Below are 25979 nucleotides of genomic sequence, written 5' to 3' on the forward strand. Positions count from 1 at the left end.
GGGATTATTGTTTTCCCCATTTACAGCAACACGCTGCGCAAACTTAATTCTCGGGGGTTCTGTGAACTTTGTTCACAAAAAACACCTCGCAGAACATCACCAGTGAATAATAACAGGATAGTAACACTTATTGTACATTTTATAGTTTGGGATTGCATTTTCCCGGAGAAAACGGTATTTTATAAAACAGATGAGGAAACGCACGACTATATAAATGAGCACAGAAGAAAGCGAGGAGCACATTATGAAAATTGTAATTCTGGAAGCAGACAGCCTGGGACAGGATATGGTATTTACTCCATTTGAGGCACTGGGCGAAGTAGTAATATATCGAAGTACAACAGCAGATGAAATGGAAGAAAAGACAAAAGACGCAGATGTGATCGTGGCCAACAAGGTTCCAATCTGCGAGTCTACCATTGGAAAAGCACAGAACCTAAAGCTGGTCTGCCTGACCGCAACAGGCTTTAACAACCTGGATGGAGACTATCTGAAAAAGAGGGGAATTGCAGCTTACAATGTTGCCGGATACTCTACAAACGGAGTGGCACAGCATACCTTCGCTCTTCTTTTCTATATTCTGGAAAAACTGAATTATTACGACAATTACGTAAAATCCGGAGAATATGCAAGAGGAACCTGTTTCTCCCATTTCGGACAGAATTTCTTCGAGCTGGATGGAAAAACCTGGGGAATTATCGGTCTTGGCGCAATTGGAAACAGGGTGGCGCAGATTGCCAAGGCATTTGGCTGCCATATTATCTGCTATTCCGCTTCCGGGAAGAAATACAATACAGAATATGAACAGGTAAGCCTGGATGAGCTTCTTTCCCGCTCTGATATTCTTTCCGTCCATGCACCGCTGAACGGGTACACGGAGAATCTGATGACACTGGAAAAATTCCGCAAGATGAAGAAATCCGCTATTTTCCTGAATCTTGCGCGAGGCGCCATTGTAAATGAGCCAGATTTGTATACAGCTCTTACCGAAGGCTCCATTGCAGGTGCAGGCCTTGATGTTCTTTGCAAAGAGCCAATGGATCCGGAGAATCCGCTTCTTAAGATCCAGGATAGCAACAAGCTGATCATTACTCCGCATATTGCATGGGCTGCGAAAGAGACCAGATTCCGCGTAGTAGATGAAGTGGTGAAAAACATTCAGCGGTTCCAACGTGACGACAGGACAAACAGGGTATATTAAAGTTTCGGGCCAGGGATAGATTAGAGTGTGTTGTGGACATGCTCTAATCTATTATTGAAGATAAGAAACAGTTTCGTTATAATTAAAGAAAAAGTGTTTGAGAATGTCTGATACAGAAGGAGGCTACATGGCAAAGAAATACTATGCAGTAAGAACAGGCAGAAAAACAGGTGTATTTATGACCTGGGCAGAGTGCCAGAAACAGGTCACGGGATTTTCGGGAGCAGAATTTAAGAGCTTTTCCACTATGGAAGAGGCACAGGCATTTGCCGGTGTGAGTGCAGAGGGCATCCCGGATACACTTTCCAGGGCAGAAAAACCTGCGTTAGACCAGGTGATTGCCTACGTAGATGGCAGTTACCGCTCTGACACCGGCGAATTTTCCTACGGAATGGTCATCCTGAAGGATGGAGAAGAGCACACATTCTGCAAAAAAATGACAGACAAAGAGCTGGCACTGATGCATAATGTAGCAGGAGAAATCAAAGGCTCCGAAGCGGCAATGCAGTATGCTGTGGATCATAATATTCCGGAAATTACCATTTACCATGATTATGAAGGCATTGCCAAATGGTGCACCGGTGCCTGGAAAGCTACCAAACCCGGAACAATTGCGTATCAGGCCTTTTACCGGGAAGCCATGAAGAAAGTAAAAGTCCATTTTGTAAAAGTAAAAGGACACTCCAACGACAAATACAACGATATGGCTGACCAGCTTGCCAAAAAAGCTCTTGGAATCCTGTAGCGGATCCGGGAGCTTTTGTAATCTGTGCGCCGCATATATTTTGTCTGAACTTAGTTACTGCAGCCAGTACAGCGAATATTAACTATTTATGAGATCTTATATTTCAAAACCGGGTAAAGTCCATAAGAGCCGTAAGTAGCACCGTAATACTTGCTGTAACTCTTTGCCTCTGCGAAAAGCGGGTCATAAACATACCCGTTGATCTCGCACCATGCGTGGGCATTGTTGTTGCTCTGCACAGCGTCGGCACATACATAAACATTCTTGTATCCGATTGCTTTGGCGAGGTAAGCAAATGCGCCAGCGTCAGAAACGCAGTCTCCGTTGTGATGGAGAAAATGGTCATTTGCAAAAGTAGCCGGCCAGTCCTTGCCGCCCTGGTCAAAATCACGCCAGATATTATAATAGCCCTTGATCACCCAGTTGAAGCATGTCTGAAGCTTCTGGGATTTGGACATGCTGGAATTGGTGATCTCTGCTGCAATCTGCTTGGAGCGGAGGTTGGCAATCTGAACCTGAGTCATTCTCTTTCCGCTGGCAGTATAGTAGGTAGAACCCTTTTTTCTGCCGATTACATGACTTTTATTGTCGATGTAGTAAGTAAATCCCCTGTAACCTTTATTAACAGTAGTATTTTTTAATAGGGTTCCCTTGGCACTGAAATAGAAATAATTCTTGCCAATCTTCTGGAAACCGGTGAGGCGTTTTCCTTTTCGATAGTATCTTCTGATTCCGGATTTGGTCTTCACCCAGCCTTTTTTCTGTGGCTTTTTGGGTGTCGGAGTAGGGGTGGCAATAACAGTTTCCGTTACCTGAGAAGGTGCAGCTTCAGCTGCGTTTGCAGTTACCGGAGTAAGGGCAAGTACTGCGCTGGTGAGAACCAGCATAAACATTTTTGTCTTTTTCATCATTCTCCTCCATCTTCCTCTATTACCTGTATTTCCAGGTAATCAAAGTCAATCTGTTCAATAAAATTATCCTGATAAAAACGTGTTTTACTGTGCTTCTTAAAATCCCGCACCGTAGTATCCAGCCAGATTGGATTACCAAGATCCAGCTCATAACAGATCTGCTCCAGACAGTGAAAAACCTTGTGCGTTCTGGTCTCCTGGCGGTCATCACAGATCACGGTATCCTTCAGCATATGGTTATCTTTCCAGATTCGTCCCCAAAGGCGAAACATCTTAGAACACCTCCCATTATTTCAGTGTTGGTAGATTCTACCTTATCACTGATTTGAAAAAGTTGCAACAGAAATGTGGAGCAAAATTACAGACCATTTTTTGCAGAAAAAGCTTTTTAGCACGCTAAAGTGTTTTTGCTTGACCCTTTCGGAGAAATCTACTATAATTAACGATAATGTTGCTGCTGTTCACAAAAAATACCTCTCAGAATGTTGCTGGTGAACAGCTGCATAATATTTGTTACTTATAAATCTCTCAAGATGAGGAGGAGCTTTATTATGAAATTATATGATACTGGCGTGTATCTGCAGAATGGAAAGGAAATCATTCCGGCAGCTGAAGCCCAGCTTCCTGTTTCCAGAGAAGATGCAGCAAGAAATACCATTGCCTATTCTATTTTAAAAGCCCATAATACTTCCGGTAATATGGACAAGCTTCAGATTAAATTTGATAAACTGACATCCCATGATATTACTTTTGTAGGAATTATCCAGACTGCACGTGCTTCCGGACTGGAGCGTTTTCCGGTACCGTATGTTCTGACCAACTGTCACAACTCCCTCTGTGCAGTTGGCGGTACTATTAATGAGGATGACCATATGTTTGGTCTTACCTGTGCGAAAAAATACGGCGGTGTCTATGTTCCGCCACATCAGGCAGTTATCCATCAGTTTGCCCGCGAAATGCTTGCTGAGTGCGGCAAGATGATCCTTGGCTCAGACAGCCATACCCGTTATGGCGCTCTTGGAACTATGGCTATGGGAGAGGGGGGACCGGAGCTTGTGAAGCAGCTTCTTTCCCAGACATATGATATCAATATGCCAGGAGTTGTTGCTATTTATCTGAAAGGAAGCCCACGTCCGGGCGTAGGACCGCAGGACGTTGCTCTTGCTATCATTGGTAAAGTATTTGCAAATGGTTATGTGAAGAATAAAGTAATGGAGTTCGTAGGTCCTGGCGTAGCTAATTTAAGTGCTGATTTCCGTATTGGAATCGATGTTATGACTACTGAGACTACCTGCCTTTCCTCCATCTGGCAGACAGATGAGAAGATTCAGGAGTTTTACGAGATCCATGGAAGAGCCCAGAGCTATAAAGAGCTGAAACCGGGAGATGTGGCTTACTATGACGGCTGTGTGGAGATTGACCTTGGCGAGATCAAGCCAATGATCGCTATGCCGTTCCATCCAAGCAATACTTATACAATTGATGAACTGAATGCAAATCTGGATGACATCCTTGCCGATGTTGAGAAAAAAGCTCTGGTAAGTCTGGACGGCAAGGTTCCTTATACTCTCCGTAATAAGGTTGTAGACGGAAAGCTTTACGTTGACCAGGGAATCATTGCAGGATGTGCAGGCGGTGGATTTGAGAATATCTGTGCTGCAGCAGATATTCTCCGCGGAACCAGCATCGGTGCAGATGCCTTTACTTTAAGCGTATATCCGGCAAGTACTCCGATTTATATGGAACTGGCTAAGAATGGAGTTCTGGCAGATCTTCTTGAGACAGGTGCTGTTGTGAAAACTGCATTCTGCGGTCCATGCTTCGGTGCTGGAGATACTCCGGCAAACAATGCTTTCAGTATCCGCCATACCACCAGAAACTTCCCGAACCGTGAAGGCTCCAAGATCCAGAATGGTCAGATTTCTTCTGTTGCACTTATGGATGCCCGTTCTATCGCTGCTACAGCTGCAAACAAGGGATTCCTTACCTCTGCTGAGAATTTCACAGGAGAGTACAGAGGACAGAAATATTTCTTTGATAAAACGATTTACGATAACCGTGTATTTGACAGCAAGGGCGTGGCTGATCCGTCTGTTGAGATCCAGTTTGGACCGAACATCAAAGACTGGCCGAAGATGCCGGCACTTGCAGAGAATCTGGTTCTGAAGGTTGTTTCCGAAATTCACGATCCGGTAACTACTACCGACGAGCTGATCCCGTCCGGTGAGACTTCCTCCTACCGTTCCAATCCTCTTGGACTGGCTGAGTTTACTCTTTCCAGAAAGGATCCGGCTTATGTTGGACGGGCAAAAGAGGTTCAGAAAGCAGAGCATGCCATTGAGAACGGCGAATGTCCGCTGGATGCACTGCCAGAGCTGAAGCCGGTTATGGAAGCGGTGAACAAAGAGTATCCGGAAGCTGGCAAAGGCAATCTTGGCGTTGGAAGTACTATTTTCGCAGTGAAGCCCGGAGATGGTTCTGCCCGTGAGCAGGCTGCTTCCTGTCAGAAAGTACTTGGCGGGTGGGCAAACATTGCCAACGAATACGCTACCAAACGTTACCGTTCCAACCTGATTAACTGGGGAATGCTTCCATTCCTGATCCCGGCCGGTGATCTTCCGTTTGTAAACGGTGATTACCTGTTCTTCCCGGAAATCCGCAAGGCTGTGGAAGAGAAAGCCGACTGCATTACCGGCTATGTGGTAAAAGAGAGCGGACTGGTTCCATTTACTGTAACACTTGGAGAGCTGACAGATGATGAGCGGGAAATCATCCTGAAAGGCTGTCTGATCAATTACAATAGAAAATAAAATGTTATGAGGCAGGTCATTCTTTTTGAGAGCGACCTGCCTTTTTATCAGAATTCCCTGTTACATAAAAAGTTCTACATGGTATGATCACACTGCAACGAAAAGGCAAATATCGCTCAATGTGTTTCTACATAGGCTAGAACGTGTTTAAAAAAGCATTTCCGCAATCTGCACGTCCCACTTTGCGGTATATTTTTCCCGAATTCGGTTGTCGTAGCCCGCTATGATACCCTCAACCGGACAAAATCTCCCACAAATCATGACGTATATCTTGCAGAAAGCCTTTTTTAAACACCTATTTAGACTTTTGCAAAAAGGAGCCTTTCTTGTTATATAAACAAATATTCTGAATAATTACAATAATTAGTAAAAAACACAGAAATACAACGTGAAACACCAAAATAAAACAGAAATAAAACAAAAAATACACGAAAAAGTATTGACAAATAAGACGGGAGATGGTAATATAAGCTCATCAAAAGAAAAGAAAAACAACTTCATAAAGAAAGGAGCTTAGTGATTCCAATGGGAACATAAAATCTTTCTAATCAATATAAGAGAGACAGGAATCGCATTTCCTGCAAGAAGACCTGATACGAGAACCGTGTAAATAGAAAATAAAGTATCACTTGATTCAGCTGATACTTATAAACGTATCCAAGGTAAATAGAAGCGATTACTTATATTGAATAACTGTCCACCACTAATACAAAGATCTGGAACTTGTGTAAAGAAACATTTCTCCAGAGGATATAACCCCTTATCACAGATAAGCAGGATATCTTGAGATTCCTATTGAACCTTTAGAATATGAATCGAAACTTTGCATTAGAAGAATATCATAATTGATATTCCAGTCAGAAATAGATCAGGAACTTCCGCTCAAACTTTTTTGTATAATACATATAAGAGAGCATATGAACCAGTAAGTGGTTTTGGATTTAACCGAATTAAGTTTGAAATTGTTTATGATAATGATTCAGAGCCTGAGAAGTATATCCGATATTTCTGCAGAAGAAATTATAAAACGTGAATTATAATTTCAATCTATCAAACTTCTAAATAAACCGAATGATAAACATCATATCGTTTATGAGCAGGAAATAAGATAAGATATTTTAAATAAAAACTTAAAACTGAATATAGAACAACTGAATAAAGACCACGTAAATATTAAATTGTAAATCAATTTGAAAAACGAGGAAAAGACCATTGAATACTGAAGAATTTTAGGACGGTCATCATTTGAAATATAAGTAAAATGATGACCGTCCTTTTCCATGCTGTGAGAGACAAAAAAGCGGGATGATGTATTGGATACGAAGTGAACAGGAACCGATATGCAGCATAAAGCATACCGGAATAGAAAGTGTGAGCTTGTAAATCAGGCTTTAATCCGCTATAATGAGCAGAGAAAATTGGAAACTATGAGGGAAGCAGACGATGTTTAGTGGGAAAATAGAGGACTACATTCTTTTCGAAGATAAAGAAATTATAGTTTGCCGTAAGCCAGCGGGAATTGCGGTACAGAATGCAAGAATCGGTGCCATGGATCTGGAGAGCAGCCTGAAAAATTATCTGGCAATGCAAGACGGTGGTGGGAGAAGGATTCCATATCTGGCAGTAATCCACAGGCTGGATCAGCCGGTAGAAGGTATTCTTGTATTTGGGAAGACACCTGAGGCCGCGAAATCGTTAAGTGCACAGATTACAGCTGGAAAGATGGAAAAAATTTATCTGGCAGTAACATATGGAAAGCAGGCCGAGGCTGGGAAAAAAGAAAAAGTTCTGGAGGATTACCTGAAAAAAGATGGAAAATCCAATACTTCTTCCGTGGTAAATGCGCACACTCCTGGTGCGAAGAAGGCCAGACTTTCCTATGAGGTTCTCGGTGAGGCTGTGGATGCAATTTCCGGAAAGAAAAAATGGCTGCTTCGAATTCATCTGGATACAGGCCGTCATCACCAGATCCGGGTTCAGATGGCTCATGCAGGAATGCCTTTGGCTGGTGACCGGAAATATGGTGCCGGAACGAATGTGACCATCGGGGCAGGCAGCTTGGCTCTGTGCGCCGCAAGCCTCACCTTTTTCCATCCGGTAACCGGAAAGGTGATGAAATTCGTGACAAAGCCGGAAGGGACTGAGTTTAAGGGGATTTCTATCCCGCAAATGTGAAAAAACCATAAAAACTATAGACGTGGAACCGAAATTGTGTATAATGTAAAAGCAAGATTAAACAAAGATGAAGACTGCGAAAAATAGTTATAAAAAGTTTCTATGAAAAACTTTAAACATTCAGATGAGGAGTGAATAAAATGAAAAAAGTAGCAGTGATACCTGCTGTTGTTCTGGCTGCATTATGCACCTTCACAGGCTGTAAGAAAGAAGAAGTGGAGAAAGTGATCGCGCCACTGGTTTCTGACGGGCAGACTACGGAATCCACAGAAGAAGCCCAGGAAGAAAAGGATCCTCTTATTCCTGAAATCGATACATCTGTAGAAATCCAGGCAGGATCCCGGGTAGCAGTTGTAAGCAAGAGTACAAGTGGAGAGTTCTGGGGACTGGTTAAGAAAGGAATGGAGCAGGCAATTGCCGATGTAAACGAGGCATATGGCTTCAAGAAAGAAGATCAGGTGACCATGACCTTTGAAGGCGCCAGTGATGAGAAAGATGTGGAGAGCCAGGTAAATACCATAGATGCGGTAATTGCAGAGAATCCGGATGTACTTTGTGTTTCTGCCAGCGATATGGATTCCCTTCAGGCGCAGCTGGAAGCTGCCAAGGAGAATGGAATCCCGGTTGTGGCATTTGACTCTGGTGTTACAGACAGCAAGATGGTCCGTGCATTTCGTGGTACGGATAATACCAGGGTGGGAGAAATTGCTGCGTATAGATTAGCCACAGCCATCGGAAAAATGGGTAAGGTTGCAGTCTTTTCTGCGCAGGAAAAGACGCAGAGCATTCAGGAACGTGTAAGCGGTTTTACCAATTATATCACCAATTATCCGGATATTGAAGTTGTGGAGATTGTTTATCAGGATCAGGTAGATGATATGACAGCTGCCATGCAGGAGGTTCTTGACAAATATCCGCAGCTGGACGGTGTTTTCTGCGATAATGCAGATATTGCCGATCTGTATCTGGACATGAAAAAGGATGAGACAAAGGATTCCATTGTGATGGTTGGTGTGGATGCCACAGCGAAACAACAGGAGGCTATCCGGAATGGTAAAGAGGTCGGTGTGGTTTCCCAGCAGCCTTACGCGATGGGATATCAGACCATCTGGACAGCACTTTTGACTACAGCACCAAAGAAGAGTGTGGAAATCAAGCGGAATGTGCGTATCGACCCGGCATGGATTGATTCCTCAAACATTGATGATCCTACATACAGTTCTTATTTGTATGCAAATTGAAATAGCTTTCATAAGAGGCACGTCATAATTTTCAGAAATGATTTCACAAACACGCTCTACGAATTTGGGCAAAATATGTCGCAAAGCGGGGCGTGCAGATTGCGAGAATGATTTTATAAATACGCTCTAAAATAAGATAGTGAGGTTCATAAGAAACTATGAAAGAGAAACTGCTTTGTACAGCATGAATTTACCAGGAATGGGAATGCTGATACAAGGCAGTTTTTTGCATATCAAAGGATATTGCAGCCAGAGCCTGTTTCAAACACATTCTAGTACATCGAAAATTAAGTTTCTGCTATATTGACGCAGGATGATTTCTTCATATGCAAGGCGGAGGAAGGAGGCGTAGCGGTGGCTACGGCGACCGACGACAACGCAGCAGATGAAAAATCAGACAAGTCAATATGGCGGTTACTTAATATTCAATGTACTAGACAATACTACCTGCCGTGTCTGAATTTTAGTCAATGTTTAACGATTGTATAACGACAAAATAACAAGAATTTGTTAGCATGTAATTACTTTTTGAAGTGTGAAAAAATTGACGATATGCAATAAAATGGAAGTCAATTTTTAAATAATGTGCACAATAGAAGTTGCTATCCATACTGAATTGTGTTAAAATCTGTCTATAAAATGAGACTTGAGACAGGAGACTTTTATGAAAAAATGGGGAGATATTATCAAGAATATGACTTTGCTTAGTCAATTTAGCTTATCCTTTATCACTCCTCTGCTTCTGTGCCTGCTGATCTGCTGGTGGATGAGTACCAGCCTGGGAATAGGAGAATGGATTTTTATTCCTGGCTTTTTTTTCGGACTGGGAGGCTCCTTTACAGTAGCCTATAAGCTTTACCTGTCCGTAACCGGACATCAGAAGAAAGAGAAAGAGAAAAAGAAGAATAAAGTTTCATTTAACAGACATCATTAGAGTGTGTTTGAGGAATCATTCCTGCAAAGTGTGACGTACATTTTGCAGAAAGCCTTTTTCAAACACGTTTCAGAAGGGAGTTTTGTATGAGCAAAATGTTTGCAGATGTGCAGCCGGCAGTGAGGAAAGAGACGAAGAAGGTGGCGATTGGTACATTTGTATGCGTAGTCCTGATGTGGGCTGTATTTGGAATCGGACATCTGGCAGTGCCGGAGCAGATTCCGTTTGATTATACAGTGCTTCTCGCCGGATTTATTGGCGGGATGGTGGCAGTACTGAACTTTTTCCTTATGGGACTGACCGTTCAGAAGATAGTTTCCATGGAGGACGATAAACAGGCTGCAGCGAAGATGAAGGCCAGCTATAGTCAGAGAATGATGCTTCAGCTTATCTGGGGCGTTCTGGCGATTGCGGTTCCCTGTTTTCAGTTTGTAGCCGGAATCTTACCATTGCTTTTTCCAAACATTGTGATCAAGACAGTTGGAATCATTGGGGGGAGGAAGGCCGCATAATGATATATACAATTTTATGTAACTATTCAGCAGGTACTGCTCCGCGAAGTGTGTGACAGATGTGGTACGGAACAGTTACAAATTTATAATGACAGGAGGTGAGAGTACATGGATATTGAAATAACCGGTGGCAGGATATTCTATACGTTTCCGTTCGAGATTCCCATCCTGGGGAAATTCCAGATAACGGAGACTCTGGTTGTAAGCTGGCTGGTTATGCTGTTGATCACAGGACTTTGTATCTGGCTGACACATGATCTGAAGGTGGAGAAAATATCCAGGAGACAGGCTGTGGCTGAGCTACTGGTGGAGACAGCAAATAAGTTCGTCATCGGAAATATGGGGGAGAAATTCAGCTATATGATTCCTTTTGTGGCGGCGCTTTTTGCTACCAGTGTGGTATCCAACCTGATCAGCCTTGTAGGACTGCGAAGCCCTACAGCAGATCTTTCCACAGAAGCTGCATGGGCAGTTGTTGTATTTACCATGATCACGGCACAGAAGATCAAGACAAATGGTTTCGGTGGATATATGAAGGGATTTACAACTCCAATCCCTATTATGACACCATTTAATATTCTTTCTGAGATTGCCACACCGATCAGTATGGCATGCCGTCATTTTGGAAATATTCTTTCCGGTGTAGTTATCAATGGTTTGATCTATGCAGCGCTGGCGCTGGCAAGCTCCAAACTGTTTGGACTGATTCCGGGTATTGTGGGAGATGTTTTGTCGAAGATCCCATTCCTGGACGTTGGTATTCCGGCAATTATGTCAGTTTATTTTGACTGGTTTTCCGGAATCATGCAGGCATTTATTTTCTGTATGCTGACTGTAATGTATATCGCGAATGCAGCAGAAGAGTAGCGTAAAGAAGGCGGATGTTCACGAAGTGAGCAGAAAATCGGAAAATGCAGAAAATATTTTGCAGTTTCCGGATGAATTGAATTTTTAACAAGAGAAATCATAAATAACAGGAGGATTTGATTATGGATTTTACAGTATTGGCAAAAGGTATCGCACTGGCTGGTTGTGCAATTGGTGCTGGTCTTGCACTGATCGCAGGTATCGGACCTGGTATTGGAGAAGGTAACGCAGTTGCAAAAGCTCTGGAAGCAATCGGACGTCAGCCAGAGTGTAAAGGTGATGTAACCTCTACCATGCTTCTTGGTTGTGCGATCGCAGAGACTACAGGTATTTACGGTTTCGTAACCGGTCTGCTTCTGATCTTTGTTGCACCTGGTACCTTCATGAAGTTCCTTGGATAATTAAGGACAAGTATCACAGGCGTTACCATTCACAGACCGCGGTTATGGAAGCTCCATAGAGGCGGCACCAAAGCAGCTGGTTTCTATACTGGTAAGCTACTGGAAAGGTATGAATGGTGGCAGTTACAACAGGAGGTTAGAACATGCAGGTACAGGAACTTGTAGGAATTGTGCCGTGGACGTTTATCGCACAGATCTGCAATCTTTTTCTTCAAATGTATCTGATAAAAAGATTTTTGTTTAAGCCTGTCAATGAAATGCTTCAGAAGAGAAGATCAATGGCAGATGCCGAAATCCAGGATGCTACAAAGGCGAAGGAAGAAGCTCTTGCCATGAAGACAGAGTATGAACAGAATATGCAGCAGGCCAAAGCAAAGGCCAGCGATATTGTCACAGAGGCACAGAGGACAGCTTCCCTCCAGAGTGAGGAGATCCTGAAAAGTGCAGCCCAGGAAGCCCGTGCTATGAAAGAGAAGGCTGAGAGCGACATTGCACAGGAGAAACGCAAAGCTGTCAATGAAGTGAAGAATGAGATCGGCGGCATGGCAATGGAGATTGCCGGCAAGGTGATCGAGCGTGAGATCAAAGAAGAGGATCACGCGAAACTGATCGACGAGTTTATTTCGAATGTAGGTGAGGCATCATGACGCAGATTGCCAGATTATATGGCAGCAGCATGTATGATCTTGCTGCTGAAGAACAGCTTACCGACACTGTGCTGGAGCAGATGCAGACAATCCGGCAGCTTTTCCGGGAGAATCCCGATTATGTGAAATTGTTGTCAGAGCCTTCAATCCCGAAGGAAGAGAGGACAAAACTTCTTGATACTGCATTTGGAACAGAAGCAGAACGGTATCTGGTGAATTTTCTGAAACTGCTGTGTGAGCGCGGAATCCTGGGAGAGTATTCCGGATGCTGTGAGGAATTTACACGGCGGTACAATGTGGACCATAACATTGCCACTGCAGTGGTGACCAGCGCGGTTGCACTGACAGATGAGCAGATGGCAGCGCTTAAGGACAAGCTGGAGAAGATAAGCGGTAAGACCGTTACCCTGACCCAGAAGACAGATCCTACAGTGCTTGCAGGTCTTAAAGTGGAACTGGAGGGCAGACAGCTGGACGGTACAGTAAAGAGCCGTCTGGATGATCTTTCCAGGAAATTAAACGAGCTTATAGTATAAGGATGGATAGAGAAAATGCAGCTTAAACCTGAAGAAATTTCAAAAGTCATCCGCAGTCAGATCAAATACTACGATAACGCTATCAAACAGAATGAGACCGGTACGGTTCTTATGGTTGGTGATGGTATTGCAAGAGCCAGCGGTCTTATCAACTGTATGGCAGGAGAGCTTCTTGAGTTTGAGGACGGAAGCTTCGGAATGGCACAGAACCTGGAAGAAAACAGTGTTTCTATCGTTTTATTTGGGGATGATTCCGGTATTGGCGAAGGTCAGACCGTAAAGCGCACCGGAAAGGTGGTATCCGTTCCGGTTGGTGAGGCTATGATCGGGCGAGTTGTAAATGCCCTTGGACAGCCTATTGACGGTGCAGGACCTGTAGTGACAAGTGAATACAGGGCGATTGAGAGCCCGGCACCAGGTATCTGCGAGAGACAGGGCGTTAACCAGCCTCTGCAGACCGGTATTAAGGCAATTGACTCCATGGTTCCCATTGGAAGAGGTCAGCGTGAGCTGATCATCGGTGACCGTCAGACTGGTAAGACCACTCTGGCAGCAGATACTATTATCAATCAGAAGGGGAAGGACGTGATCTGTATCTATGTTGCAATTGGTCAGAAGCGTTCCACCGTATCTTCCCTGGTTGAGACTCTTACAAGAAATGGCGCTATGGATTATACCATCGTTGTAGCGGCTACTGCTTCAGAAGCCAGCCCGCTGCAATACATTGCACCGTATTCCGGATGTGCAATGGGTGAATATTTTATGTATAAGGGAAAAGATGTACTTATCATTTACGATGATTTAAGTAAGCATGCGGTTGCTTATCGTGCACTTTCCCTGCTGATCCGTCGTCCACCGGGACGTGAGGCATATCCTGGAGATGTTTTCTATCTCCATTCCAGACTTCTGGAGCGTGCCGCAAGACTGGATGAGGCACACGGCGGCGGTTCCCTGACTGCACTTCCGATCATCGAGACACAGGCAGGAGACGTTTCCGCATATATTCCCACTAACGTTATTTCCATCACAGACGGACAGATTTTCCTGGAGACAGAGCTGTTCCATTCCGGTGTTATGCCGGCTGTAAACCCTGGTATTTCCGTATCACGAGTTGGTGGAAATGCACAGATCAAGGCAATGAAGAAGGTTGCCGGTACTTTGAAGCTGATTTATTCCCAGTATCGAGAGCTGCAGAGCTTTGCTCAGTTTGGATCTGATCTGGATGCAGATACCAAGGCCAGACTGGAGCAGGGAGCCCGTATTGTGGAGGTTCTGAAGCAGAACCAGAATGCGCCGGTTCCAGTTGAGAAGCAGGTAGCTATCCTTTATGCAGTAACCAAGGGAATCCTTTCCAGGGTTGCTACAGAGGATGTAAGAACCTATGAAGCTGGTCTTTATACCTGGATTGACAGTGATGCACAGGGTGCTGCTGCAATGCAGGAAATCCGTTCCACAGGTGCATTATCTGCGGAGACAGAAGAGAAGCTGAAGGGCGCATTGGAACAGTATACTGAGAATTTTGTAAATACAAGACCTGAGAAATAAATTGTGACAAGGAGGACTTTTTATGGCTGCAAACATGAAAGCGGTAAAGCTGCGGATAAAAAGTGTGCAGAGCACCATGCAGATTACCAAGGCAATGGAACTTGTAGCATCCTCCAAACTGCGTAAAGCAAAAGAAAGGGCGGAAGTCTGCCGGCCTTATTTTGAGACTATGCATCAGACTCTGGTGGATATTGCACAGGGGAATACAGATTTTTCTTCTGTATATGCCAGAGAATCCGGGAATGAGAAGTGCTGCTATGTACTGATCGCCGGAGACCGTGGTCTGGCTGGCGGATATAACACCAACTTGTTTAAATGTCTGGAAGCAGCCTCTGTGAATCAGGATTTCCTGGTTCTTCCCATTGGGAAAAAGGCTGTGGAGTATTCGAAGCGAAATGGATTTGCCTGTGTTACAGAAAGCTTTGGCGAAATTGCCGATGTTTCTGTTGCAGACTGCTTTGAGATGGCGAATCTGCTCTGCGGGGAATTTAAGAAGGGAGAATTTGGACACATTGATCTTTGTTATACAAAGTTTGTTTCCATGCTTTCCCAGCAGCCATCAGCGATTCCGGTGCTGCCTCTGAAGGACCTGACAGATAAACAGGATACAAAGAGCATCCGGAATCTGATTCTGTATGAGCCGGATGCGTCGGAAGTATTTGATGCCATTGTTCCGGAGTATCTGGCCGGTTTGATCTATGGCGCGGTTTGTGAGAGTGTTGCCAGTGAGCTGGCTGCAAGACGTACCGCCATGGAGGCTGCGACCAACAATGCCGAGGAAATGATCGAGAAGCTGAATCTGCATTACAACCGGGCACGTCAGGCAAGCATCACGCAGGAGATCACAGAGATTGTTGGAGGTGCGGAGGGAGTATAGGATAGGTGCAAAATATATTGCTGCCATGAAAGAGACAGTACTTACAATATTAGTTGATATTTTGCGTTTATAGAATATTCATCCGCGTGCTGGCTGGACAAAAAATAAGATATAGTGAAAAATATAACGAAATATCACTATATGGATTTTTCGGATGGTCAGTCACAGAAATAATGATGATTATGAAGGATTTTACCCTTCAATCTATAAGGAGATTGCTAAATGAGCGAAAAACACATTGGCGAGGTGGTGCAGGTAATCGGTCCGGTACTGGATATCCGGTTCGGGCATGACGAGCTGCCGGCACTTCTCAATGCCATCGAAATTGATCATGAAGGCACAAAGCTCACAGCAGAGGTTGCTCAGCAGATCGGGGATAATACGGTACGCTGTATCGCCATGAATTCCACCGATGGTCTGGTAAGAGGAACCAAGGCTGTAGATACTGGTGAACCCATCAAGGTTCCAGTTGGAGAAGAGTGCCTTGGACGAGTATTTAATCTTCTTGGTGATCCGGTAGATAATCTTCCGGCACCAGAGACGAAAGAGCACTGGGCAATCCACCGTCCGGCACCATCCTATGAGGAGCAGATGCCGGCAACTGAGATCCTGGAGACCGGTATCAAGGTTGTTGACCTGATCTGCCCTTATGCAAAAGGTGGTAAGATCGGTCTGTTCGGAGGTGCTGGTGTTGGCAAAACAGTTCTTATTATGGAGCTGATCCACAATGTTGCCACAGCACACGGCGGACTTTCCGTATTTACAGGTGTTGGAGAGCGTACCCGTGAGGGTAATGACCTTTACAATGAAATGAAGGAAAGCGGCGTTATCGACAAGACTGCACTGGTTTATGGTCAGATGAACGAGCCGCCGGGAGCACGTATGCGAGTTGGTCTTTCCGGACTGACTATGGCAGAGTATTTCCGTGATGTGAAGAATCAGGACGTGCTTCTTTTCATTGATAATATTTTCCGTTTTACACAGGCTGGTTCAGAGGTTTCCGCACTTCTTGGACGTATGCCTTCCGCTGTAGGTTATCAGCCAACTCTGGCTACTGAGATGGGTGCTCTTCAGGAACGTATTACTTCTACCAGAAAGGGGTCCATCACATCTGTACAGGCTGTTTATGTACCTGCCGATGACCTTACAGATCCGGCTCCGGCTACCACATTTACCCATCTGGATGCGACCACCGTACTTTCCCGTGAGATCGCCAGCCAGGGTATTTATCCGGCAGTGGATCCGCTTGATTCCACCAGCCGTATCCTTTCCCCGGAGGTAGTTGGACAGGAGCATTATGAGATTGCACGTGCAGTACAGAGAGTTCTGCAGCGTTATAAAGAACTGCAGGATATTATTGCAATTATGGGTATGGATGAGCTTTCAGAAGAGGATAAGCTGACAGTAAGCCGCGCGCGTAAGGTGCAGCGATTCCTGTCACAGAGCTTCTCTGTTGCAGAGCAGTTTACAGGTATGCCGGGACAGTACGTTCCGCTGAAAGAGACTCTCCGTGGATTTAAGATGATCCTGGATGGCGAGTGCGACAGTATTCCAGAGAGCTGCTTCCTGTTTGCCGGAACTATTGACGATGTATTTGAGAAAGCAAAAAATAACCAGAATCAGTAAAGGAGGCTGCCTATGAGGACATTTCCCCTTAGAATCGGTACCCCCGACGGCCTGCTTTTTGAGGGAGAGGTGCAGCGCATTGTGTGCCGCAGCATTACCGGTGACCTGGCAATCCTGGCAGGACACTGCAACTTCTGTACCGCTCTTGGAATGGGCGAGGCCCATGTGATACTGGAGAATGGCACCAGCCGCAGTGCAGCCTGCATCGGCGGCATGCTCACCGTAATGGATGGCAATTGCAGTCTTCTTGCAACCACCTGGGAATGGCAGGAGGACATCGACGCCGACCGCGCTGGAAAAGCCAAAGAGCGTGCCCAGGAAAAGCTGGCCCAGGGTGGACTTTCCGATAAGGAATACAAGATCGTAGAAGCCAAGCTGCAGAGGGCGCTGGTGAGACTTAGTGTGAAAAGTTAAGGAATAATGAAAGAGGACAGTTTTGCCTGGAAAATGGTGTTTAAGGTGAGACTGTTCTTTTTATGTATAAAAGTTTGCGGACACCAATACATTGGTCTCTGTTACTGCGAAAAAAATCGTAAATTATCACCAATGATTTATTTTCGACTTTAAAACGTCAAATTTCCATCACATAAAAGCGTTGACATAAAAGTGTGGGCGCGTTACAATAAGATATCAGGAAAAATATGAAAAAGGGCTGGATATAACCGGTCCTTTTTATTACTTTCCAACAAAAACAAAGCCTGGAAGGTGCAGCTGCCAGGCACTATAAAATGAAAAAGAAAACAAGGGGGACGATTTGAAAGAACGAGAAACCTTTGGATCACGGCTGGGATTTATCCTGGTCTCTGCAGGATGCGCCATTGGACTTGGAAACGTGTGGAAGTTTCCGTATATGGCGGGAAAATATGGTGGAGCGGCATTTATTCTGATTTACCTGATATTTCTGGTTTTGTTGGGATTGCCAGTACTGGTATGTGAATTCGCAGTAGGACGTGCAAGCCGTAAAAGCACGGCAAGGGCATTTCACGACCTGGAACCGGAGGGCGCCAACTTCCATAATTTCAGCTACATGAGCATGGTTTCCAACTATGTGCTGATGATGTTCTACACCATGGTTGCAGGATGGATGCTTTACTACTGTTATGCAATGGCAGCCGGCAAACTGGACGGGAAAGATTCTGCACAGGTGGCAGACTATTTTACAGGACTTCAGGATTCAGCTGGTACAATGACTTTATGGATGATCATTGTAGTTGTTTTATCCTTCGGAGTGTGCTCTTTGGGAGTGCAGCGTGGCCTGGAGAAAATCACAAAAGTAATGATGATATGTCTTCTGGCGCTGATCGTAGTGCTTGCGGTTCATTCGCTTACGCTTGACGGAGCGATGGAGGGAGTGAAATTTTACCTGGTGCCGGATTTTGCCGCTATGGCCGAGATCGGAATCGGAAATGTGATCTTTGGGGCACTGTCGCAGGCATTTTTTACATTAAGTATTGGTGCAGGCTCTATGACGATTTTCGGAAGCTATCTTGGAAAGGATAGATCCCTTCTGGGAGAATCTCTGCATATTACGATTCTGGATACCTTTGTCGCATTGATGGCAGGATTAATCATTATTCCGGCATGCTTCGCATTTGGTGTGGAGCCAGGAGCAGGCCCGGGACTTGTATTTATTACATTGCCTAATGTATTTAACCAGATGACAGGAGGGAAAATCTGGGGAGCTCTGTTTTTCCTGTTTATGTCCTTTGCCTCCCTGTCTACTGTAATTGCGGTCTTTGAAAATATTATATCCTATTCAATGGACAGAAAAGGCTGGAGCCGTGGAAAAGCTGTTATAGTCAACATGGTGGCAATGATCCTTCTTTCTCTGCCGGCAGTATTTGGCTTCAACATTTTGTCAGGAATACAGCCGCTTGGAGCAGGAACGAACATCATGGATCTGGAAGATTTCATTGTATCCAATAATATTCTTCCACTGGGTTCTGTAGTATTTGTAATGTTCTGCGTGTCCAAATATGGCTGGGGCTGGAAGCGCTTTATTAAAGAGGCGGATACCGGAGAAGGGCTGAAATTCCCTGCAAACGTACAGAAATACATGCTGTATGTGATTTCGGCGATTGTAGTTGTGATTTATCTGAAAGGATATTATGATATGTTCAGCCCGAAGGGACCGGTTGTGCTGACCGTGTGGATGCTTGTGAGTCTGCTGGTACTGGGACTTGTAGGATGGATTATATTTGGAAAAAATAAGACGAAATAATAGAGAAATCTTAATAAGAAATAAGCAAAAGAGGAGTGACATAAAATGATAGCAGAAAAAATGAAACCATATGTAAAAAACAATTCTGCAATCCGTATGATGTTCGAGGAAGGCAATCGCCTTCGCGCGATTTACGGACCGGAAAATGTATTTGATTTCAGCCTTGGAAATCCAAGTGTACCCGCACCGGATTGTGTTCGTCAGGCCATCATTGATCTGGTAAATGAGGAAGAGCCGACAGTTCTCCATGGCTATATGAGCAATGCAGGATTCGAAGATGTTCGTCAGACAATTGCAGAGTCCCTGAACCGTCGATTTGGCACTTCTTTTGCAGCGAAAAATCTGATCATGACAGTTGGAGCAGCCAGTGGACTGAATGTGGCTTTTAAGACGATCCTGAATCCTGGGGAAGAAGTGATCGTTTTTGCACCTTATTTTCTGGAGTATGGTGCATATGTACGCAATTATGATGGCAACCTTGTGGAAATCTCACCGGATACTACCACATTCCAGCCGAATCTGAAGGAATTTGAGGAGAAAATCACACCGAAGACCCGTGCTGTCATTGTGAATACTCCTCACAATCCGACTGGAGTTGTTTATTCAGAAGAAACAATCAGGAAACTTGCGTCAATTCTGGAAGCGAAGCAGAAAGAATTTGGCACAGTGATTTACCTGATTTCTGATGAGCCATATAGAGAACTGGCCTATGACGGCGTACAGGTACCCTATCTGACAAAATATTATGCAAATACAATCGTAGGCTATTCCTACAGCAAATCCCTTTCTCTTCCAGGTGAGCGTATCGGTTATCTGGTTATTCCAGACGAGGCAGACGGAAGCGAGGAACTGATCGCAGCAGCAGCCATTGCTAATCGTACTATCGGCTGCGTAAATGCTCCATCCTTGATCCAGAAAGTAATCGCGAAATGCGTAGATGCAGAGGTAGATGTGGCAGCTTACGACAAGAACCGCCTTGCTCTTTACAATGGACTGAAAGAACTGGGATTTGAATGTATCAAGCCACAGGGAGCGTTCTATTTATTTGTAAAATCTCCAGTTGCAGATGAAAAAGCCTTCTGCGAAGCTGGCAAAAAATACAATATCCTTATGGTGCCGGGAAGCTCCTTTGCCTGCCCTGGATATGTAAGACTGGCTTATTGTGTATCGTATGACACGATTATGAACTCTTTGCCCCAGTTTGGAAAATTAGCAGAAGAATTCGGGCTGAAAGCATGATTTCTGTGTACCGCAAAATGTGTAGCAGTGAAGGTACTGAACAGTTACAATATGATATATAAAGTACGGTTAAAGATATGCTGTTAAAGCTTAAAGCCTGTTTGAAAAATCAGTAAATGGGAGGAAGTTATGTCCAGTTTATATATCGTAATTCCGGCATATAATGAATCGGAGAATATTGAGAAAACCATTGACCAGTGGTACCCAGTAGTGGAACGTCATAACGATGAGGGAAATTCCAGACTGGTGATTATTAACGACGGAAGTAAAGACAACACCTATGAACTCCTGCAGAAATGCGCTGCTACAAGACCCCTTCTTGTCTCACTGGATAAACCAAACGGCGGTCACGGTCCTACAGTACTTTATGGATATCGTTATGCCATCCGGCAGAAAGCCGATTATATTTTCCAGACTGATTCCGACGGTCAGACCAATCCAGACGAATTCGAGCCATTTTGGAACCAGAGGGGCCGGTATGATGCAATAATCGGCAGCCGCGCTGTACGTGGCGACGGAAAATCCAGAAAATTTGTAGAGAATGTTGTATGCTTTCTGCTGAGAATGATCTTCGGTGTAAAAGTTTCCGACGCCAATGCGCCGTACCGCCTGATGAAATCCAGCCTGGTAGCCAAATATATCGACAAACTCCCGGAAGACTTCAACATTCCCAACATTATGTTTACTACATACTTTGTCCACTACAAAGAAAAAGTACAATTCATAGACATCACCTTCAAACCCAGACAGGGCGGAACTAATTCCATTAATGTGAAGAAGATTGTGAAAATTGGCTGGAAGGCTGTGAAGGACTTCTATAAACTAAAGAAAGAGCTTTAGAGCTTGCTATATACAAAAAGAGCAGATAAATCTTACTCAACCTAAGATCTATCTGCTCTATTTTCTTATAATCCTTTACGCATTTTTCTTAATAGAAGCTCTCTTACGATCACGGGAATCCAGAATCTTCTTACGGATACGAAGGCTGCTTGGAGTAACCTCCAGAAGCTCATCTGTATCGATAAACTCAATAGCCTGCTCCAAACTGAGAACTCTTGGCGGAGTCAGTTTCAGTGCCTCATCAGCAGAAGAGGAACGAGTATTGGTCAGATGCTTGGTCTTGCAGACATTCAGCTCGATATCCTCTGCCTTGCCATTCTGTCCGATAACCATACCACTGTAAACCTTTGCGCCAGGTCCGATAAATAAAGTTCCACGCTCCTGAGCTGCAAACAGACCATAAGTAACAGCCTCGCCGCCCTCGAAAGCAATCAGGGAACCCTGTTTACGATACTGGAAATCTCCCTTATATGGAGAATAGCCATCAAAAATAGTATTGATAATACCAGTTCCCTTTGTGGAAGTAAGGAAATTTCCTCGGAAACCAATCAGTCCACGGGAAGGAATGTGGAACTCAAGACGAACGGAACCGTCGCTTGCAGTGCTCATTCCCTGCAGTTCACCCTTACGCTCGCTGAGCATCTGGATAACGGTACCGGAAAATTCCTCCGGAACATCAATGTAGGCAATTTCCATTGGCTCTAATTTCTTGCCACGTTCATCAATTTTGTAAAGTACCTCTGGCTTGCTGACTGCAAATTCATATCCCTCACGTCTCATATTCTCAATAAGAACGGAAAGATGAAGCTCACCACGTCCGGAAACCTTAAAGCACTCAGTTGTCTCAGTGTCTTCTACGCGAAGGCTGACATCTGTGTTCAACTCTCTGTAAAGTCTGTCACGGAGATGACGGGAGGTGATGTATTTACCCTCCTGTCCTGCAAGCGGGCTGTCATTTACCAGGAAGTTCATGGCGATAGTCGGCTCAGAAATCTTCTGGAATGGAATTGCCTCCGGGTTATCTCCGCCGCAAAGGGTATCTCCGATATGAATTTCAGCAATACCGGAAATTGCAACAATTGATCCGATAGTTGCCTCTTTTACCTCAACTTTATTCAGACCGTCAAACTCATAAAGCTTGCTGATCTTAACCTTCTGTTTTTTATCCGGATCGTGATGGTTCAGAAGAGTAAGCTCCTGGTTTACGGCAATAGTACCGCTTTCAACCTTACCAACGCCGATACGTCCAACATATTCGTTATAATCAATGGTACTGATCAGTACCTGTGTGTCTGCATCCGGGTCTCCCTCCGGAGCCGGGATGTATTTCAGAATAGCCTCAAACAGCGGCTCCATGTTCTCTGGTGTATCCTTCAGATCCAGAACAGCGTGTCCTGTTTTTGCAGATGCATAGAGGAATGGGCAGTCGAGCTGCTCATCGGAAGCACCAAGATCCATAAGAAGTTCCAGAACCTCGTCAACAACCTCGTCTGGCCTTGCTTCTGGACGGTCTATCTTATTAATGCAGACGATTACGTGCAGATCCAGCTCAAGAGCTTTTTTCAGAACGAATTTGGTCTGAGGCATAGCGCCTTCGAAAGCGTCAACCAGAAGGATAACGCCGTCTACCATTTTCAGTACACGCTCAACCTCGCCGCCGAAGTCAGCATGTCCTGGGGTATCGATAATGTTGATCTTTGTGTCTTTGTAATGAACTGCTGTGTTCTTGGAGAGAATTGTGATACCACGCTCTCTCTCAATATCGTTGGAGTCCATGACACGTTCCTGAACCTCCTGATTGGCACGGAAAACACCGCTCTGTTTCAGAAGCTGGTCTACCAGAGTGGTTTTACCATGGTCAACGTGGGCAATGATGGCTACGTTACGTACATCTTCGCGTTTCGTCTTCATAAAAATCGAAATCCTTTCTTTATCGGGCAGAGGGATTCTGCCTCTTTCTTTCCATATTAATGTAGTTTCTTCTTTATATTGTCCAAAACCTCAGTTTACCACATTTTTCGCGAATTACAAGGTGTTGAAAAAAAATTTTTGAATTTCTATGAAAAAAATATTTTAAATTTCTGGTTCTAAACAGGGTGATTTTCTCATAGATATTATAGACCAACAAGTAAGACAAGTATTATATGTCTGCAGAAAAAGTGAAAATAAGGAAGGAGAACTACAACATGGCAGATAAAATTATTGAAAACAATCAGGTTTCCATCACGGGAAAAATCGTTACAGGTTTCACATTCAGCCACCAGGTTTACGGAGAAGGATTTTATACCATGGATCTTCTGGTAAAGAGGCTTAGCGATTCTGAAGACAGGATTCCGGTGATGGTATCTGAAAGGCTGGTGGACGTTACCCAGGATTACGTGGGACAGTATGTGGAAATTCACGGACAGTTCCGTTCCTATAACCGTCATGAAGAAAAACACAACCGGCTGGTGCTTTCCGCATTTGCACGGGAATTAAAATTTCTGGAAGAAGAGGATTCTCTGGCACCGGTAAACCAGATTTTCCTGGACGGATATATCTGTAAGCCGCCTGTTTACCGGAAAACACCGCTGGGAAGAGAGATTGCCGATCTGCTTCTTGCAGTGAACCGACCTTATGGAAAATCAGATTACATACCGTGTATTTGCTGGGGACGAAATGCCCGCTATGCTTCAGCCTTTGAAGTGGGCGGTCATGTACTGATCTGGGGCAGGATCCAAAGCAGGGAATACATGAAGCGCATCGGGGAAAATGAGACACAGAAGAGAATCGCTTATGAGGTATCGGTGAGCAAGCTGGAGTATGTGTAAACCAACCGAAGTGGCGGGAAATACGCCATGGTCTGCCAGTTACTTTATGGAAGGCAACCAGCCCGATTTTTCTCCAAGTTTCTTCTGCTTGCATTTCTGCTGGTTTTGCGGTAATATAAGCATATTAAAAATGGCGCAGTTTGCGGTTCTTATTTGCAAAGCGCGATATCTGGAATATAATGAACGGTATCATTTGCGGAGACGGCATTGCGAGGAATGTTATTGATCTATGGCAGACGGTAACATTATTTTTAACAATAAGAGGAATCAGTATGGAAAAAGAAATAACAGAAGTATATTGCGGAAATGGCAGAGGTAAGACCACACTGGCAATTGGTCAGGCACTGCGGGCATCTTCTCAGGGCAAAAGTGTGATCATCATTCAGTTCCTGAAAGGAAATGAACGGCGTGAGCTGGACTTTCTGGAAGAACTGGATCAGCTGGATATCAAGATCTTCCGCTTCGAAAAGATGGAGAGCTGTTACGACCAGTTGAATGAGGAAGAGCAGGCTGAAGAGGAGCGCAATATTCTCAATGGTTTAAATTTTGCCCGTAAAGTGATTGCTACACAGGAATGTGATTTCCTGGTACTGGATGAAATTCTGGGACTTCTGGATAAGCATATTGCTACTGTTGATATGGTTGTCGGGCTTTTGAAACAGAAGGACGAATCCATGCATTTAATACTTACGGGAAATCGGGTAGACCCTGGCATTTTGGATTATGTGGACAGTGTGACTACCATTACCACTCTTGGAAGAGAGCAGAACTCATGATAAGGATGAATAGGAGGAAATAATATGGCAATTTTCAAAGGTGCAGCCGTTGCAATTGTAACCCCGATGCATGAAGATGGAAAGGTAAATTATGAGAAACTGGAAGAACTTCTGGAATATCAGATTGCGAACAGCACAGATGCAATCGTTATCTGTGGCACTACAGGCGAGTCTTCTACATTGACACATGGAGAACATCTCCAGACCATCAAATTTGCAATTGACAAGGTAGCTGGAAGAGTTCCTGTTATTGCAGGTACCGGTTCTAATTGCACAGAGACTGCAGTTATGATGTCTCAGGAAGCTGCTTCTTATGGCGCTGATGCACTTCTGATTGTGACTCCATATTACAACAAGGCAAGCCAGAAGGGTCTTATCCGTCATTATACAGAGATTGCCAATTCTGTACCGGAAACTCCGATCATCATGTATAATGTGCCAAGTCGTACAGGCTGCAATATCCAGCCTGCTACAGCAGTTGCTCTTGCGAAGAATGTGAAGAACATTGTGGGAATCAAGGCTGCAAGCGGAGATCTTTCCCAGATTGCCAAGATGATGTCCATGGCTGACGGAGCTCTTGAGCTCTATTCCGGAAATGATGACCAGGTACTTCCGATCCTTTCCCTTGGCGGACTTGGAGTAATCTCTGTTTTATCCAATGTTGCTCCGAAGAATACACATGACATGGTTATGAAATTTATGGAGGGAGACCTTGCTGGTGCTGCCAGACTTCAGCTTGAGGCTGTTCCGCTTATCAATGCACTGTTCTGCGAGGTAAACCCGATTCCGGTTAAGACTGCCCTGAACCTGATGGGCTGGAAAGTGGGACCGACCCGTATGCCTCTTTGTGAGATGGAGCCGGAGAATGAGGAGAGACTGAAAAAAGCTCTTGCTGATTACGGAATTAAGCTTGCATAAATAATGTTGAAATCCCGGACAGAGCCTGTCAGCTCTGGTGTGCGGCAGCATATTGTCTGACAGCGGCTGACGGGATTTCTTTGTAATATGTAAGCAGAGAAAAACAGAGCGCGTATATTGTTGAAATAATTTTTACAAGCTCGTTAA

General features: G+C 44.5%; 24 protein-coding genes and 1 pseudogene. 21 read left to right on the forward strand and 4 right to left on the reverse strand.

Annotated elements, in window-relative coordinates:
- The first annotated feature begins 244 nt into the window (after nucleotides 1–244).
- Nucleotides 245–1201 (forward strand): D-2-hydroxyacid dehydrogenase, encoded by a 957-nt coding sequence (locus I4V84_RS16765; protein ID WP_195699589.1) that lies wholly within the window; start codon nucleotides 245–247, stop codon nucleotides 1199–1201.
- 127 nt (nucleotides 1202–1328) lie between these two features.
- Nucleotides 1329–1946, forward strand: coding sequence for a ribonuclease H family protein (locus I4V84_RS16770; protein WP_195993016.1), 618 nt, complete (start codon nucleotides 1329–1331; stop codon nucleotides 1944–1946).
- A gap of 86 nt (nucleotides 1947–2032) precedes the next feature.
- Here the strand turns inward: I4V84_RS16770 and I4V84_RS16775 are convergent, their stop codons facing one another.
- Both I4V84_RS16775 and I4V84_RS16780 read right to left on the reverse strand, forming a co-directional pair.
- Nucleotides 2033–2857 carry a transglutaminase-like domain-containing protein gene (locus tag I4V84_RS16775; protein ID WP_118582104.1) on the reverse strand — a complete coding sequence of 275 codons (825 nt, stop codon included), beginning with the start codon at nucleotides 2855–2857 and terminating at the stop codon, nucleotides 2033–2035.
- Nucleotides 2854–3129 (reverse strand): hypothetical protein, encoded by a 276-nt coding sequence (locus I4V84_RS16780; RefSeq protein WP_118582107.1) that lies wholly within the window; start codon nucleotides 3127–3129, stop codon nucleotides 2854–2856. The genes I4V84_RS16775 and I4V84_RS16780 overlap by 4 nt, the downstream gene beginning before the upstream one ends.
- Nucleotides 3130–3408: 279 nt before the next feature.
- Here I4V84_RS16780 and I4V84_RS16785 point away from each other — a divergent pair, with 279 nt between their 5' ends.
- Nucleotides 3409–5667 carry a hydratase gene (locus I4V84_RS16785; protein WP_173772102.1) on the forward strand — a complete coding sequence of 753 codons (2259 nt, stop codon included), beginning with the start codon at nucleotides 3409–3411 and terminating at the stop codon, nucleotides 5665–5667.
- 210 nt (nucleotides 5668–5877) lie between these two features.
- Here I4V84_RS16785 and I4V84_RS20875 read toward each other — a convergent pair.
- Nucleotides 5878–5928 (reverse strand): annotated as a pseudogene (locus I4V84_RS20875) (hypothetical protein); the annotation flags it as partial.
- A 1182-nt stretch (nucleotides 5929–7110) separates the two neighbouring features.
- On the opposite strand from I4V84_RS20875, the gene I4V84_RS16790 reads away from it, so the two are divergent.
- The 15 genes from I4V84_RS16790 to I4V84_RS16860 all read left to right on the forward strand — a co-directional run bounded on the left by I4V84_RS16790 (nucleotide 7111) and on the right by I4V84_RS16860 (nucleotide 21328).
- Nucleotides 7111–7842, forward strand: coding sequence for an RluA family pseudouridine synthase (locus tag I4V84_RS16790; protein WP_148461010.1), 732 nt, complete (start codon nucleotides 7111–7113; stop codon nucleotides 7840–7842).
- A gap of 140 nt (nucleotides 7843–7982) precedes the next feature.
- Nucleotides 7983–9083: a substrate-binding domain-containing protein gene (locus tag I4V84_RS16795; RefSeq protein WP_195993017.1), complete on the forward strand. Its 1101-nt coding sequence runs from the start codon at nucleotides 7983–7985 to the stop codon at nucleotides 9081–9083.
- Nucleotides 9084–9747: 664 nt separating this feature from the next.
- Nucleotides 9748–10017 (forward strand): AtpZ/AtpI family protein, encoded by a 270-nt coding sequence (locus tag I4V84_RS16800; RefSeq protein ID WP_173717843.1) that lies wholly within the window; start codon nucleotides 9748–9750, stop codon nucleotides 10015–10017.
- A gap of 86 nt (nucleotides 10018–10103) precedes the next feature.
- Nucleotides 10104–10529 carry an ATP synthase subunit I gene (locus I4V84_RS16805; RefSeq protein ID WP_118582119.1) on the forward strand — a complete coding sequence of 142 codons (426 nt, stop codon included), beginning with the start codon at nucleotides 10104–10106 and terminating at the stop codon, nucleotides 10527–10529.
- 108 nt (nucleotides 10530–10637) lie between these two features.
- Complete coding sequence (locus tag I4V84_RS16810) at nucleotides 10638–11396, forward strand: F0F1 ATP synthase subunit A (RefSeq protein ID WP_118582122.1); 759 nt, start codon at nucleotides 10638–10640, stop codon at nucleotides 11394–11396.
- Between the two features lie 122 nt (nucleotides 11397–11518).
- Nucleotides 11519–11797, forward strand: a complete 279-nt coding sequence (gene atpE / locus I4V84_RS16815; protein WP_179962564.1) for an ATP synthase F0 subunit C — start codon at nucleotides 11519–11521, stop codon at nucleotides 11795–11797.
- 143 nt (nucleotides 11798–11940) lie between these two features.
- Entirely contained in the window at nucleotides 11941–12444 is a 504-nt protein-coding gene (gene atpF / locus I4V84_RS16820) for a F0F1 ATP synthase subunit B (RefSeq protein ID WP_195380086.1), read from the forward strand.
- A complete protein-coding gene (gene atpH, locus I4V84_RS16825) occupies nucleotides 12441–12980 on the forward strand; it encodes an ATP synthase F1 subunit delta (protein ID WP_118582128.1) in 540 nt (179 codons plus the stop codon). The genes atpF and atpH overlap by 4 nt, the downstream gene beginning before the upstream one ends.
- A gap of 15 nt (nucleotides 12981–12995) precedes the next feature.
- On the forward strand, nucleotides 12996–14525 hold the full coding sequence (gene atpA, locus I4V84_RS16830) for a F0F1 ATP synthase subunit alpha (RefSeq protein WP_118582131.1): 1530 nt from the start codon (nucleotides 12996–12998) through the stop codon (nucleotides 14523–14525).
- A 22-nt stretch (nucleotides 14526–14547) separates the two neighbouring features.
- Entirely contained in the window at nucleotides 14548–15402 is an 855-nt protein-coding gene (gene atpG / locus I4V84_RS16835; RefSeq protein ID WP_118582134.1) for an ATP synthase F1 subunit gamma, read from the forward strand.
- Nucleotides 15403–15624: 222 nt separating this feature from the next.
- Nucleotides 15625–17028: a F0F1 ATP synthase subunit beta gene (atpD, locus tag I4V84_RS16840; RefSeq protein WP_148461013.1), complete on the forward strand. Its 1404-nt coding sequence runs from the start codon at nucleotides 15625–15627 to the stop codon at nucleotides 17026–17028.
- A 12-nt stretch (nucleotides 17029–17040) separates the two neighbouring features.
- A complete protein-coding gene (gene atpC, locus I4V84_RS16845; protein ID WP_148461014.1) occupies nucleotides 17041–17442 on the forward strand; it encodes an ATP synthase F1 subunit epsilon in 402 nt (133 codons plus the stop codon).
- A 340-nt stretch (nucleotides 17443–17782) separates the two neighbouring features.
- Complete coding sequence (locus tag I4V84_RS16850; RefSeq protein WP_195993018.1) at nucleotides 17783–19249, forward strand: sodium-dependent transporter; 1467 nt, start codon at nucleotides 17783–17785, stop codon at nucleotides 19247–19249.
- Nucleotides 19250–19294: 45 nt separating this feature from the next.
- Nucleotides 19295–20488 carry a pyridoxal phosphate-dependent aminotransferase gene (locus I4V84_RS16855; protein WP_195993019.1) on the forward strand — a complete coding sequence of 398 codons (1194 nt, stop codon included), beginning with the start codon at nucleotides 19295–19297 and terminating at the stop codon, nucleotides 20486–20488.
- A 129-nt stretch (nucleotides 20489–20617) separates the two neighbouring features.
- Nucleotides 20618–21328 (forward strand): glycosyltransferase family 2 protein, encoded by a 711-nt coding sequence (locus tag I4V84_RS16860; RefSeq protein ID WP_173770106.1) that lies wholly within the window; start codon nucleotides 20618–20620, stop codon nucleotides 21326–21328.
- Between the two features lie 75 nt (nucleotides 21329–21403).
- Here I4V84_RS16860 and typA read toward each other — a convergent pair whose 3' ends face one another.
- Nucleotides 21404–23239, reverse strand: a complete 1836-nt coding sequence (gene typA / locus I4V84_RS16865; protein ID WP_118582152.1) for a translational GTPase TypA — start codon at nucleotides 23237–23239, stop codon at nucleotides 21404–21406.
- Between the two features lie 275 nt (nucleotides 23240–23514).
- On the opposite strand from typA, the gene I4V84_RS16870 reads away from it, so the two are divergent.
- The 3 genes from I4V84_RS16870 (at nucleotide 23515) to dapA (ending at nucleotide 25832) form a co-directional block, all read left to right on the forward strand.
- Nucleotides 23515–24138 carry a single-stranded DNA-binding protein gene (locus I4V84_RS16870; RefSeq protein WP_118582155.1) on the forward strand — a complete coding sequence of 208 codons (624 nt, stop codon included), beginning with the start codon at nucleotides 23515–23517 and terminating at the stop codon, nucleotides 24136–24138.
- 272 nt (nucleotides 24139–24410) lie between these two features.
- A complete protein-coding gene (locus tag I4V84_RS16875) occupies nucleotides 24411–24914 on the forward strand; it encodes a cob(I)yrinic acid a,c-diamide adenosyltransferase (protein WP_173716858.1) in 504 nt (167 codons plus the stop codon).
- Nucleotides 24915–24938: 24 nt separating this feature from the next.
- Nucleotides 24939–25832: a 4-hydroxy-tetrahydrodipicolinate synthase gene (gene dapA / locus I4V84_RS16880; protein WP_118582161.1), complete on the forward strand. Its 894-nt coding sequence runs from the start codon at nucleotides 24939–24941 to the stop codon at nucleotides 25830–25832.
- Nucleotides 25833–25979: the final 147 nt, after the last annotated feature.

Origin of the sequence: Ruminococcus sp. 1001713B170207_170306_F1, from assembly GCF_015668065.1 — a bacterium.
Classification (GTDB): domain Bacteria; phylum Bacillota; class Clostridia; order Lachnospirales; family Lachnospiraceae; genus Blautia_A; species Blautia_A faecis.